Genomic DNA, 12,042 nt, shown 5'->3' on the forward strand with positions numbered 1-12,042 from the left:
CGAATACTTGTTCGCAATTAGAACACGAATTAACAAGGCGGCCAAGCCGTTCGCCTCTTTTCCTGAGAGCCTTTCATGATCAACAAAATTGTGGCCTCGGCCACCGAAGCACTGGCCGACATCCGGGATGGCGCCACCGTCATGATCGGCGGTTTTGGCACCGCCGGTCAGCCCAATGAACTGATCGACGCCCTGATCGCCACGGGTGCCAAGGACCTGGTCATCGTCAACAACAACGCGGGCAATGGCGATGTGGGCCTGGCCGCGCTGCTGGCGGCAGGTCAGGTGCGCAAGATCATCTGCTCCTTCCCGCGTCAGGCTGACAGCCACCACTTCGATGGCCTGTACCGCAGCGGCAAACTGGAGCTGGAACTGGTGCCGCAAGGCAACCTGGCCGAGCGCATCCGCGCCGCTGGCGCCGGCATTGGCGGCTTCTTCACGCCCACGGGCTACGGCACCGAGCTGGCCCAGGGCAAGGAAACCCGTGAGATCGACGGCAAGATGTATGTGTTCGAGTCGCCCATCCATGCCGACTACGCCCTGATCAAGGCCGAAAAGGGCGACCGCTGGGGCAACCTGACCTACCGCATGACCGCCCGCAACTTCGGGCCGATCATGGCCATGGCCGCCAAGACCACCATCGCCTCGGTGCACGAGATCGCCGAGCTGGGCTCGCTCGATCCGGAAGCCGTGATCACCCCCGGCCTGTTCGTCCAGCGCATCGTCAAGATCGACCGCACCGCCACCACCGCCGGTGGCTTCAAGGGCGCCTGAGGAAACACACATGACCACATCCAACGCTACTTACACCCGCTGGACCCGCGACGAGATGGCCGCCCAGGTGGCCAACGACATCCCTGACGGCTCGGTCGTGAACCTCGGCATCGGCCTGCCCACCGCCGTGGCCAACCACCTGGGCGCCGACAAGGAAATCGTGCTGCACTCCGAAAACGGCGTGATCGGCATGGGCCCCGCCCCGGCCGAAGGCGACGAGGACTATGACCTGATCAACGCGGGCAAGCAGCCCGTCACCTTGCTGCCCGGCGGCTGCTTTTTCCACCACGCTGACAGCTTCGCGATGATGCGCGGCGGCCACCTCGACGTGTGTGTGCTGGGCGCCTTCCAGGTCTCGGCCACGGGCGATCTGGCCAACTGGCACACCGGTGCGCCCGATGCCATCCCTGCCGTGGGCGGCGCGATGGACCTGGCCATTGGCGCCAAGAAGACCTACGTGATGATGGAGTACCTGACCAAGAAGGGCGAGGCCAAGCTGGCACCTGCGTGCACCTACCCCCTCACCGGCATCGGGTGCGTCAGCCGCATCTACACGGATCTGGCCACCATCGACCTGGGCCCTGATGGCGCGACCGTGCTCGCCCTGGCCCCGGGCTTGACCCTGGCCGCCCTGCAGGACATGACCCCTGGCGTCACCCTGCGCATGGCCGCCTGAGCCGACGTCCGCCCCTCACAACCCCACCAAGGCTGAATCCACATGACCCGTCAAGCTTTCATCTGCGACGCCCTGCGCACCCCTTTCGGCCGCTACGGCGGCAGCCTGTCGTCGGTGCGTGCCGATGACCTGGGCGCCGTGCCCCTGAGGGCCCTGGCCGAGCGCAACCCCAACCTGGACTGGGAACAGGTCACCGACGTGCTGTTCGGTTGCGCCAACCAGGCCGGCGAAGACAACCGCAACGTGGCCCGCATGTCTCTGCTGCTGGCCGGTCTGCCCCAGATCGTTCCGGGCGCCACCCTCAACCGCCTGTGCGGTTCGGGCATGGATGCCATCGGCACCGCGGCCCGCGCCATCAAGTCGGGCGAAGCCGGCATCATGCTGGCGGGCGGCGTCGAAAGCATGAGCCGCGCACCCTTCGTCATGCCCAAGGCCAGCAGCGCCTTTGCCCGTGACAACGCGGTGTACGACACCACCATCGGCTGGCGCTTCGTCAACAAGCTGATGAAGGCCCAGTACGGCGTGGACTCGATGCCCGAGACGGCCGAAAACGTCGCCGACGACTTCAAGATCAGCCGTGAAGACCAGGACAAGATGGCCCTGGCTTCGCAGCTCAAGGCCGTGGCCGCTCAAAAGGCGGGCTTCTTCGACGCCGAGATCACCCCCGTGACCATCCCCCAGAAAAAGGGCGATGCCATCGTGGTGTCCAAGGACGAACACCCCCGCGAGACCTCGATGGAGGTGCTGGCCAAGCTGTGCCCCATCGTGCGCCCTGACGGCACCATCACCGCCGGCAACGCCTCGGGCGTGAACGACGGCGCCTGCGCGCTGATCCTGGCCGGTGAAGCCGAAGCCGCCCGCAACGGCCTGACCCCACGTGCCCGCGTGGTCGGCATGGCCACGGCCGGCGTCGCCCCGCGCATCATGGGCATCGGCCCGGCCCCCGCCACCTTGAAGGTGCTGGCCCAGACCGGTCTGAGCCTGGCCGACATGGACGTGATCGAGCTGAACGAGGCGTTTGCGGCGCAAGGCCTGGCCGTGCTGCGCCAGCTGGGCCTGCGTGACGACGACCCGCGCGTGAACCCCAACGGCGGCGCCATCGCCCTGGGTCACCCCCTGGGTGCCAGCGGTGCCCGCCTGGTGACCACGGCCGTCAACCAGTTGCACCGCACCGGTGGCCGCTATGCCCTGTGCACGATGTGCATTGGCGTTGGCCAGGGCATCGCCCTGATCGTCGAGCGCGTGTGAGCACGGAGGACCGATGAGCACAGCCCAGCTGACGAACAGCGCCCCGCGCCTGTTCTACACCGTGACGGAGCCGCGCAACGGCCAGGCCCCGCATCGCACCTTCCTGCTCAGCCACGCGCTGGGCTGTGATGTGACGATGTGGGATGAGCTGGTCGCGCACCTGTCGGCCGATAACCGCGTGGTCTGCTATGACCAGCGCGGCCACGGTCGCAGCGAGGCCCCGACCGGCCCCTACACCATGGCCGAACTGGCCGATGACGCCGCGCGTCTGATCGACGAGCTGAACCTGGGTGCCATCACCTGGATCGGCCTGTCGATGGGCGGCATGATCGGGCAGGAGCTGGCCTTGCGCCATCCGGCCAAGGTCCAGGCCCTGCTGCTGGCCAACACCACGTCCTTCTATCCGGAGGAGGCGCGTGCCGGCTGGGACCAGCGCATCGCCACCATCGCCCAGGGCGGACTCGCGTCCATCGTGGACGGGGCCATGCTGCGTTGGTTTCACGACGGGTTCCGTGCCGCCCAACCCAACACCGTGGCGTACTGGAAGCAGCGTGTGCTCGCCTGCAGCCAGGACGGCTACATCGCCTGCTGCCACGCGATCCGAGACATGGACACCACCGCCCGGCTACCCACCATCGGTGTGCCGACCCTGGTGATCGCGGGCGAGTTGGACCTGGGCACGCCCCCGGCGATGGCCCGCGCGATCGCGCACCACATCCCGGGTGCGCAACTGGCCATCCTGCCTCAGGCCTCACACCTGAGCGTGCTGGAACAGCCGGCCGCGTTCATCCACACTGTGGACCAGTGGCTCACGGCCCACTGAGCCACCCCGGAGACGGGGCCAGGCCTGCGCCCCCAGACTGACGACACATCCATGCTGCAACGCGACTGGTCCCTCTCCTCGATCACAGCCGGCTTCCTGGCCGTGGCCATCTCCTACGCTGGCCCGCTGATCATCTTTTTCCAGGCCGCGCAAGCGGCCCAGGTCGGGCCGGACATGATGGCCTCCTGGGTGTGGGCCATCTCCATCGGGGCAGCCGTCTCCGGGATCGCGCTGAGCTGGTGGCTCAAGGTGCCGGTGATCACGGCGTGGTCGGCCCCCGGCTCGGCGCTGTTGATCACACTGTTTCCGGGACTGTCGCTTCATGAGGCCGTGGGCGCTTACATCACGGCGGCGCTGATCATCCTGGTGATCGGGCTGTCTGGCTCGTTCGACCGCCTGATGCGACACATCCCCAAGGGGGTGGCCTACGGCATGATGGCCGGCATCCTGTTTCAGTTCGGGGCCCGCGGGTTCAAGGCGGTCGAGTCCATGCCGGCGCTGACCTTGTGCATGATCGCCGGCTTCCTGGTGTTCAAACGCTACTGGCCGCGCTATCACATGGTGCTGGTACTGGCCCTGGGTGTGGCGCTGACCGCCGCGCTGGGCAACATCCCCTGGCAGAACATCCCGTTCGTGGTCACCACGCCCGTCCTCATCTCGCCGAGCTGGTCGTGGGCCTCCACGCTGAGCCTGGCCATCCCGCTGGTGATGGTCAGCCTCACCGGGCAGTTCTTGCCGGGCATGGCCATCTTGCACAGCGCCGGCTACCCGACCCCGGCCCGCCCGATCATTGTCGCCACCGGCCTGACCTCGCTGTTCACGGCGGTGTTCGGCGGCATCACCACCGTGCTGGCCGCGATCACGGCCGCCCTGTGCACGGGCAAGGATGCCCACGAAGACCCCAGCAAGCGCTATGTGGCGGGCATCGCCAACGGCGTGTTCTACCTGATCGGCGGCACCTTTGGCGGCACCATCATCTGGCTGTTCACCTCGCTGCCCAAAGAGTTCGTGGCCGTGCTCGCCGGGCTCGCCCTGATCGGCGCCATCACCGCCAACGTGATGGGCGCGGTGAACGATGCCGAGCACCGCGAAGCCGCCATCATCACCTTCCTGGTGACCGCCTCGGGCATGAGCTTCCTGGGCCTGGGCGCGGCCTTCTGGGGTGTGGTGATCGGCGGGCTGGCCTATGTGATGCTGAGCCCGCGGCGACCGGCAACCCAGGCTTAAGATCCGCCGCCTGGGATCAACTCAAGAAGCGGCGCGTCATGGCGGCGCGCTGTCGCTCGTCGGCCCACTCCCGGTAAATCTCATCGATCAGCGAACGCAGCAGCACGAGGTCGGTGGACTGGTCCTGCAAGCGGGTGCTCATGATGATGGGCGACACCGCCTTGGCTTCCGCCACCGGCCGGTACACCACTTCATCGGGGCGCATCCGGTTGGCACTGGCCGGCACGAGGCACAAGCCCATGCCAGAGGCGACCAGCCCCAGGGCGGTCTGCAACTCTTGCACTTCGTGCACCGCGCGCGGCTCCAGACCCATGTCCCGAAACAGCGTCAGAACCTGATCGGCATAACTGGGACGCGGATTTCTAGGGTAAACCAGATGGTCATGTTTGGCAATTTCGGTCAGACTTATCGGCCCGCTCTCCGTCGCCAGTTCATGCTCCATAGGTATGGCCGCGACCAGGGATTCTTCGCGCAAAATCTCGCGCTTGACGGACGGGTCATCCAGCCTCACCCGCCCGAATCCCACATCGATCCGGCCGTTCTTCAGCGCCTCGATCTGCTCCACGCTTGACATCTCCACCAGCGCCAGTTCGGTCTGCGGTTGTGCCGCCCGAAACAGGCGCACCAGGCGTGGCAGCGCCCCGTAAATCGTCGAGGGAACAAAGCCGATCACCAGACGCCGCTGCATCTGCGCAATGCGCTTGGTGGTGCGGATCGCCTGCGCAGCCTGTTCTAGCAGGCGCGTGGCATGCCCGTAGAAAAACCGCCCCCCTTCGGTGAGCTTCAAGGGGCGTGAGCCCCGCTCGAACAAGGGCAGCCCCAACTCTTCCTCCAGATCCTGAATCTGCCGGCTCAGCGGCGGCTGGGAGATGTGCAATTTCTCGGCCGCTCGGGTGAAGTTCTGCTCGTCGGCTACCGCCACGAAGTAGCGAAGGTGTCTCAGGTCCATTCCATACCTTTTAGATATGGAGTGAGTCTAAAACCGTCTTGGACAGGAAGCAAGGGCGTTCTTACCATTCGCTCACCTTCCAATAAAACAACGTGTTGACATGATTTCCCAAGTCAAGATCCTGGCGGTTGAAACCCTGTTGGTGGACGTGCCCACCATCCGCCCCCATCGCCTGTCGGTGGCCACCATGAACCACCAGACCCTGGTGCTGGTGCGCGTCGAGACGAGCGATGGCCTGGTCGGCTGGGGCGAAGGCACCACCATCGGTGGTCTGGCCTACGGCGAGGAAAGCCCGGAGAGCATCCAGGTCAACATCAACACCTACATCGCCCCAATGCTGGTGGGTCAGGACCCCAGCTTCCCGGCGATGCTGATGGCCTCGGTCAACGGCCACATCCAGGGCAACCGCTTTGCCAAGTGCGCCATCGAAACAGCCCTGTATGACAACCAGGCCAAGCGCCTGGGCCTGCCGCTGAGCGAACTGTTCGGCGGCCGCGTGCGAGACAGCCTGCCCGTCGCCTGGACGCTGGCCAGCGGCGACACCGCCAAGGACATCGCCGAGGCCGAGCGCATGCTGGAACTGCGCCGCCACAACATCTTCAAGCTGAAGATCGGCCTGCGCTCGGTGAAGGGCGACGTGGCCCACGTCGCTGCCATCAAGCGCGCCCTGGGTGACATGGCCAGCGTGCGGGTGGACGCCAACCAGGCCTGGTCGGTGACCGAAGCCCTGGAAGGCATGGCCATGCTGGCCGATGCGGGCGTCGACATGGTCGAGCAGCCCATCACCGCCTCTGACAAGGTCGGCCTGCAGCGCCTGACCCAGGCCAACATCATCCCCATCATGGCCGACGAGGCCCTGCATGGCCCTCGCGATGCCTTCGTCGTCGCCAGCGCCCAGGCCGCCGACATCTTCGCCATCAAGATCAACCAGTCGGGCGGGCTGCGCGGTGCCGCCGAGGTGGCCGCCATCGGCAAGGCCGCCAACATCGCCCTGTACGGCGGCACGATGCTCGAAGGCGCCGTGGGCACGATGGCCTCGGCCCAGCTGTTCAGCACCTTCCACGACCTCGCCTGGGGCACCGAGCTGTTCGGCCCCCTACTGCTGACCGAAGAAATCCTGCGCGAGCCGCTGCAATACCGCGACTTTGCCCTGGAGATTCCCCGCCGTCCCGGCTTGGGAATCGACCTCGATGAAGAGAAGCTCGCCCGCCTGCGGCGCGATCGCTGATCTTTCGTATCCAAGCCCCCTGACCCGAAAGGCAACCATGCTCTTCAAAGTCGAAATGGTGGTGCGTTTGCCGGTTGACATGCCTGTCGCCCAAGCCGATGCCCTGAAGAAAACCGAGCGCGAACTGGCGCACTCGCTGCAACGCAGCGGCAAGTGGCGCCACCTGTGGCGCATCGCCGGCCAGTACGCCAACGTCAGCATCTTTGACGTGGACAGCGTGGACGAGCTGCACCAGCTGCTGACCAGCCTGCCCTTGTTCCCCTACATGGACATCGAAGTCACGGCCCTGTGCCGTCACCCGTCTTCGATCCACGAAGACGACCGCTGAGTTCCTTCCCCCGCCCACGTTCCTTTACAGCCCCACACCGAGGAGACACACCATGGACAAGAAGAGCATTGAAGCCCTGTATGACCGCTTCGAAACGACCGGCGTCACCGGTCCCGGCAACGCACGTGTGAAGACCATCGTGCGTCGCTTGATGATCGACCTGATGTGGGCGATCGAAGAGCTGGACATCCAGCCTGAAGAGTTCTGGACTGGCCTGAACTATCTGAGCGACGCTGGCCGCAACGGCGAGCTGGGCCTGGTCGTTCCTGGCGTCGGTCTGGAGCACTTCCTGGACCTGCGCACCGACGAAGCCGAAGCCAAGGCTGGCTTGACCGGAGGCACCCCCCGCACCATCGAAGGCCCGCTGTACGTGGCCGGCGCTCCTGTGTGCCAAGGCGAAGCCCGTCTGGACGACGGCACGCAGCCTGGCGAACTGGTGGTCATGTCCGGCCTGGTCCGTGACGAAAAGGGCAACCCGATCCCGGGAGCCAAGGTGGAAGTCTGGCACGCCAACCACCTGGGCAACTACTCCTACTTCGACCAGTCGCAAAGCGCGTTCAACCTGCGCCGCACCATCGTCACCGACGCCAACGGCCGCTACAAGTTCCGCTCGATCATGCCCGTCGGCTACAGCGTGCCTCCTGGCGGCTCGACCGACATCCTGCTGCAGCAACTGGGTCGCCACGGCCATCGCCCGGCTCACATCCACTTCTTTGCACACGCTGAAGGCAAGCGCAAGCTGACCACGCAGATCAACATCGAAAGCGATCCGCACCTGTGGGACGACTTCGCTTTCGGCACGCGTGAAGGCCTGGTGCCCCCAGTCAAGACCAACAGCGACGCCGCCGCCATGGCCGCGCTGGGCACCGACAAGCCCTTCTACGAAATCGAATTCAACTTCGACATGCAGCCCACCAAGGCCGAAGCCCCGGTCACGGACTTCGACCGCCCCCGCGCGGCCGCCTGATCGACCCGATCGTTCGCCCCCCAGACACGCTGAGACAAACCATGAGCCACACCGCATCACTTGAAGGCGTCAAGGAACGCCTGGCAGACATGCTCGTCGAAGACCACGACCAGCAGATCTACCAACTCAACCGCGCCGCCTTCACTGATGCGGAGCTCTTTGACCTCGAGATGAAACACATCTTCGAAGGCAACTGGATCTATCTGGCCCACGAAAGCCAGATCGCCAATGTCAACGATTACCTGACGACGTACATCGGCCGTCAGCCCATCGTGATCACACGCAACAAGGCGGGCGAACTCAACGCCATCATCAATGCCTGCTCGCACCGTGGCGCCACCTTGTGCCGCCACAAAAAAGGCAACAAGGCGAACTTCACCTGCACCTTCCACGGCTGGACGTTCAACAACAGCGGCAAGCTGCTGAAGGTCAAGGATGCCAGCAGCGCCGGTTACCCGGAGTCCTTCAACAAGGACTGCAGCCACGACCTGAAGAAGGTGGCCCGCTTTGAAAGCTACCGTGGCTTCTTGTTCGGCAGCCTGAACCCTGACGTCCAACCCCTCGCCGAATTTCTGGGTGAATCGACCAAGATCATCGACATGATCGTGGACCAGTCCGCCGACGGCCTGGAAGTGCTGCGTGGCTCGTCCACCTACACCTTCGACGGCAACTGGAAGCTGCAGACCGAGAACGGCGCTGACGGCTACCACGTCAGCTCCGTGCACTGGAACTACGCGGCCACCACCAACCACCGCAAGCAGTCCGAAGCGGGCGACACCATCAAGGCGATGGACGCCGGCAGCTGGGCCAAGCAAGGCGGCGGCTTCTACTCGTTCGAGAACGGCCACATGCTGCTGTGGACGAAGTGGGCCAACCCCGAAGACCGCCCAGCTTTCAAGATCCGCGACGAGCTGGTCGAGAAGTTCGGCCAGGCACGCGCCGACTGGATGATCAACCACTCGCGCAACCTGTGCCTGTACCCCAACGTCTACCTGATGGACCAGTTCGGCTCGCAGATCCGCGTACTGCGCCCCATCGCCGTCGACAAGACCGAAGTCACCATCTACTGCATTGCCCCTAAGGGCGAATCGGATGAGGCCCGTGCGCGCCGCATCCGCCAGTACGAAGACTTCTTCAACGCCACAGGCATGGCCACGCCGGACGACCTGGAAGAGTTCCGCGCTTGCCAGCAGGGCTACAACGGCATCGCGTTGAAGTGGAACGACATGTGCCGAGGCGCCACGCACTGGGTGCAAGGTCCGGATGAAGCCGCCAAGGAAATCAACCTGAACCCCAAGCTGAGCGGCATCAAGACCGAAGACGAGGGTTTGTACACCGAACAGCACCGCTACTGGCTTGAAACCATGCAGCGCGCCCTTGAAGCCGAGTCCAAGAAAGCCTGAGGCCCCCTATGAGCATGACCATCGAACAAGTTCAGGCCTTCCTGTTCCGTGAAGCCCGCCTGCTGGACGACAAGCAGTGGGACGAGTGGCTGGCCTGCTACCACCTCGACGCCGAGTTCTGGATGCCCTCGTGGGATGACGACGGCCAGCTGGTAAGCGATCCACAGCGCGAGATCTCGCTCATTTACTACCCCAACCGGGGTGGCCTGGAAGACCGCGTCTTCCGCATCAAGACCGAGCGTTCGGCTGCCAGCACGCCCGAGCCCCGCACGAACCACAACATCCACAACGTGGAGATCGTCTCGCAAGAGGGCTCCGAAGTGAAGGTGCGCTTCAACTGGCACACCCTGAGCTACCGCTACCACCACACGGACAGCTACTTCGGCACCTCGCACTACACGATCGACTTGAGCAACGGCCAGCCGCAGATCAAGCGCAAGTACATCGTGCTGAAGAACGACTACATCCACCACGTCATCGACGTCTATCACCTCTGATGCGGAGGATCAAACCATGAGCCACCACATTGCCCTTCAGTTTGAAGACGGGGTCACCCGCTTCATCGACGCCAACCCCACCGAGACCGTTGCCGATGCGGCCTTCCGCCAAGGCATCAACGTGCCGCTGGACTGCCGCGACGGTGCCTGCGGCACCTGCAAGTGCTTTGCCGAATCCGGCTCGTACACGATGGGCGACTACATCGACGACGCACTGAGCGAAGACGAAGCCAAGCAAGGCTTCGTGCTGACCTGCCAGATGCGTGCCACCAGCGACTGCGTGGTCCGCATTCCCGCCTCGTCCGCCGTGTGCCGCACCCAGCAGGCCAGCTTCGACGCCGCCATCAGCGACGTGCGCAAGCTGTCGGACAGCACCATCTCGCTGACCATCGAAGGCGAAGCGCTGAACAAGCTCGCCTTCCTCCCTGGCCAGTACGTGAACCTGAAGGTGCCTGGCAGCGACCAGACCCGCGCCTACTCGTTCAGCTCGATGCCGCGAGATGGCAAGGTCTCCTTCCTGATCCGCAATGTGCCGGGCGGCCTGATGAGCAGCTTCCTGACGGGGCTGGCCAAGACGGGCGACAGCATGACCCTGGCCGGCCCGCTGGGCAGCTTCTACCTGCGCGACATCAAGCGCCCGCTGTTGATGCTGGCCGGCGGCACGGGCCTGGCGCCCTTCACGGCCATGCTGGAGAAGATCGCCGAGCAAGGCAGCCCCTTCCCGCTGCACCTGATCTATGGCGTGACCAACGACAGCGACCTGGTCGATCTGGACAAGCTCGAAGCGTTTGCCCAACGGATCCCCAACTTCACGTTCACCGCGTGCGTGGCCAATCCGGAAAGCCCGTATCCCCACAAGGGCTACGTGACGCAACACATCGAGCCCCAGCATCTCAACGACGGTGAAGTGGACATCTACCTGTGTGGCCCGCCCCCCATGGTCGAAGCCGTCAGCCAGTTCATCCGTGAGCGCGGTCTGAATCCCTCGAACTTCTATTACGAGAAGTTTGCCGCCAGCGCCTGAGCCCCAGCGCGCCCTCACGCCCGTGTCCCTGCGGGCTTTTTTTTGCACAAATTGGGCCGTTTGACATGAATCAACGTTTCAACGACAAAGTGGCCGTGGTCACCGGCACCGCACAAGGCATCGGCCGCCGTGTGGCCGAGCGCATCGTGGCAGAGGGCGGCCGTGTGGTCGCGGTGGACCGCTCCGAGCTCGTGCACGAGCTCAAGGCCGAGTTCGGCGACAAGGTCCTGACGCTGACCGCCGACCTGGAACAGCACACCGACTGCCAACGCGTGATGGCCGAGGCCGTCCAGCACTTCGGTCGCCTCGACATCCTGGTCAACAACGTGGGCGGCACGATCTGGGCCAAGCCCTTCGAGCACTACCAGGCCCACGAGATCGAAGCCGAAGTGCGCCGCTCGCTGTTCCCGACCCTGTGGTGCTGCCACAGTGCCCTGCCCTACATGCTGGCGCAGGGCAGCGGCGCCATCGTCAACGTGTCGTCGGTGGCCACCCGTGGCATGAACCGCGTGCCTTATGGCGCGGCCAAGGGCGGCGTCAACGCCCTGACCGCTTGCCTGGCCATGGAAACCGCCGAACGGGGCGTGCGCGTCAATGCCACCGCCCCCGGCGGCACCGAAGCCCCACCCCGCCGCATTCCCCGCAACACCGCCGAGCAGTCCGCGCAAGAGAAGGTCTGGTACCAAGGCATCGTCGACCAGACGGTGTCGTCCAGCCTGATGAAGCGCTACGGGACCATCGACGAGCAGGTCGGCGCCATCCTGTTCCTGGCTTCTGACGAGGCCTCCTACATCACCGGTGTCACCTTGCCCGTCGCGGGCGGCGACCTCGGCTGAGTTCCGTTTCATCCCGGGGGGCTTCGCAGTCCCCCTTTTTTTGACCCTCGTGTCCGAATTTC

The 12,042-nt window shown here is 64.8% G+C and carries 13 protein-coding genes; 12 read left to right on the top strand and 1 reads right to left on the bottom strand.

The features are described from left to right. Nucleotides 1-75 precede the first annotated feature (75 nt). The 5 genes from AC3WW4_RS14975 to AC3WW4_RS14995 are packed head-to-tail and all read left to right on the top strand — an operon-like array spanning nucleotide 76 to nucleotide 4,748. Nucleotides 76-774 carry a 3-oxoacid CoA-transferase subunit A gene (locus tag AC3WW4_RS14975; RefSeq protein ID WP_488829252.1) on the top strand — a complete coding sequence of 233 codons (699 nt, stop codon included), beginning with the start codon at nucleotides 76-78 and terminating at the stop codon, nucleotides 772-774. A 10-nt stretch (nucleotides 775-784) separates the two neighbouring features. Next, a complete protein-coding gene (locus AC3WW4_RS14980) occupies nucleotides 785-1,450 on the top strand; it encodes a 3-oxoacid CoA-transferase subunit B (RefSeq protein ID WP_488829253.1) in 666 nt (221 codons plus the stop codon). 42 nt (nucleotides 1,451-1,492) lie between these two features. Next, nucleotides 1,493-2,698, top strand: coding sequence for a 3-oxoadipyl-CoA thiolase (gene pcaF / locus AC3WW4_RS14985; protein WP_488829254.1), 1,206 nt, complete (start codon nucleotides 1,493-1,495; stop codon nucleotides 2,696-2,698). 13 nt (nucleotides 2,699-2,711) lie between these two features. Then, nucleotides 2,712-3,521: a 3-oxoadipate enol-lactonase gene (gene pcaD / locus AC3WW4_RS14990; protein WP_488829255.1), complete on the top strand. Its 810-nt coding sequence runs from the start codon at nucleotides 2,712-2,714 to the stop codon at nucleotides 3,519-3,521. Between the two features lie 51 nt (nucleotides 3,522-3,572). Then, nucleotides 3,573-4,748, top strand: a complete 1,176-nt coding sequence (locus AC3WW4_RS14995) for a benzoate/H(+) symporter BenE family transporter (RefSeq protein ID WP_488829256.1) — start codon at nucleotides 3,573-3,575, stop codon at nucleotides 4,746-4,748. Nucleotides 4,749-4,764: 16 nt separating this feature from the next. Here the strand turns inward: AC3WW4_RS14995 and AC3WW4_RS15000 are convergent, their stop codons facing one another. Then, nucleotides 4,765-5,697, bottom strand: coding sequence for a LysR substrate-binding domain-containing protein (locus AC3WW4_RS15000; RefSeq protein WP_488829257.1), 933 nt, complete (start codon nucleotides 5,695-5,697; stop codon nucleotides 4,765-4,767). 100 nt (nucleotides 5,698-5,797) lie between these two features. Here AC3WW4_RS15000 and AC3WW4_RS15005 point away from each other — a divergent pair, with 100 nt between their 5' ends. The 7 genes from AC3WW4_RS15005 (at nucleotide 5,798) to AC3WW4_RS15035 (ending at nucleotide 11,980) form a co-directional block, all read left to right on the top strand. After that, nucleotides 5,798-6,925, top strand: coding sequence for a muconate/chloromuconate family cycloisomerase (locus tag AC3WW4_RS15005; protein WP_488829258.1), 1,128 nt, complete (start codon nucleotides 5,798-5,800; stop codon nucleotides 6,923-6,925). A 37-nt stretch (nucleotides 6,926-6,962) separates the two neighbouring features. Next, complete coding sequence (catC, locus tag AC3WW4_RS15010) at nucleotides 6,963-7,253, top strand: muconolactone Delta-isomerase (RefSeq protein ID WP_488829259.1); 291 nt, start codon at nucleotides 6,963-6,965, stop codon at nucleotides 7,251-7,253. A gap of 52 nt (nucleotides 7,254-7,305) precedes the next feature. Continuing rightward, entirely contained in the window at nucleotides 7,306-8,220 is a 915-nt protein-coding gene (gene catA, locus AC3WW4_RS15015; RefSeq protein ID WP_488829260.1) for a catechol 1,2-dioxygenase, read from the top strand. A gap of 41 nt (nucleotides 8,221-8,261) precedes the next feature. Beyond that, nucleotides 8,262-9,623: a benzoate 1,2-dioxygenase large subunit gene (benA, locus tag AC3WW4_RS15020; protein ID WP_488829261.1), complete on the top strand. Its 1,362-nt coding sequence runs from the start codon at nucleotides 8,262-8,264 to the stop codon at nucleotides 9,621-9,623. An 8-nt stretch (nucleotides 9,624-9,631) separates the two neighbouring features. Then, on the top strand, nucleotides 9,632-10,120 hold the full coding sequence (benB, locus tag AC3WW4_RS15025) for a benzoate 1,2-dioxygenase small subunit (protein ID WP_488829262.1): 489 nt from the start codon (nucleotides 9,632-9,634) through the stop codon (nucleotides 10,118-10,120). 16 nt (nucleotides 10,121-10,136) lie between these two features. After that, on the top strand, nucleotides 10,137-11,144 hold the full coding sequence (gene benC / locus AC3WW4_RS15030) for a benzoate 1,2-dioxygenase electron transfer component BenC (protein WP_488829263.1): 1,008 nt from the start codon (nucleotides 10,137-10,139) through the stop codon (nucleotides 11,142-11,144). A gap of 65 nt (nucleotides 11,145-11,209) precedes the next feature. Continuing rightward, the gene (locus tag AC3WW4_RS15035) at nucleotides 11,210-11,980 is read left to right on the top strand and encodes a 1,6-dihydroxycyclohexa-2,4-diene-1-carboxylate dehydrogenase (RefSeq protein ID WP_488829264.1); all 771 of its coding nucleotides are present in this window, start codon (nucleotides 11,210-11,212) and stop codon (nucleotides 11,978-11,980) included. The last annotated feature ends 62 nt before the right edge of the window (nucleotides 11,981-12,042 follow it).

This window comes from Aquabacterium sp. TM01 (genome assembly GCF_057808345.1).

What these genes read in the sequence shown, in the direction of transcription:
- AC3WW4_RS14975 (WP_488829252.1), top strand. Translation starts at nt 76, where the DNA reads ATGATCAACAAAATTGTGGCCTCGGCCACCGAAGCACTGGCCGACATC.
- AC3WW4_RS14980 (WP_488829253.1), top strand. Translation starts at nt 785, where the DNA reads ATGACCACATCCAACGCTACTTACACCCGCTGGACCCGCGACGAGATG.
- pcaF (WP_488829254.1), top strand. Translation starts at nt 1,493, where the DNA reads ATGACCCGTCAAGCTTTCATCTGCGACGCCCTGCGCACCCCTTTCGGC.
- pcaD (WP_488829255.1), top strand. Translation starts at nt 2,712, where the DNA reads ATGAGCACAGCCCAGCTGACGAACAGCGCCCCGCGCCTGTTCTACACC.
- AC3WW4_RS14995 (WP_488829256.1), top strand. Translation starts at nt 3,573, where the DNA reads ATGCTGCAACGCGACTGGTCCCTCTCCTCGATCACAGCCGGCTTCCTG.
- AC3WW4_RS15000 (WP_488829257.1), bottom strand. Translation starts at nt 5,697, where the DNA reads ATGGACCTGAGACACCTTCGCTACTTCGTGGCGGTAGCCGACGAGCAG.
- AC3WW4_RS15005 (WP_488829258.1), top strand. Translation starts at nt 5,798, where the DNA reads ATGATTTCCCAAGTCAAGATCCTGGCGGTTGAAACCCTGTTGGTGGAC.
- catC (WP_488829259.1), top strand. Translation starts at nt 6,963, where the DNA reads ATGCTCTTCAAAGTCGAAATGGTGGTGCGTTTGCCGGTTGACATGCCT.
- catA (WP_488829260.1), top strand. Translation starts at nt 7,306, where the DNA reads ATGGACAAGAAGAGCATTGAAGCCCTGTATGACCGCTTCGAAACGACC.
- benA (WP_488829261.1), top strand. Translation starts at nt 8,262, where the DNA reads ATGAGCCACACCGCATCACTTGAAGGCGTCAAGGAACGCCTGGCAGAC.
- benB (WP_488829262.1), top strand. Translation starts at nt 9,632, where the DNA reads ATGAGCATGACCATCGAACAAGTTCAGGCCTTCCTGTTCCGTGAAGCC.
- benC (WP_488829263.1), top strand. Translation starts at nt 10,137, where the DNA reads ATGAGCCACCACATTGCCCTTCAGTTTGAAGACGGGGTCACCCGCTTC.
- AC3WW4_RS15035 (WP_488829264.1), top strand. Translation starts at nt 11,210, where the DNA reads ATGAATCAACGTTTCAACGACAAAGTGGCCGTGGTCACCGGCACCGCA.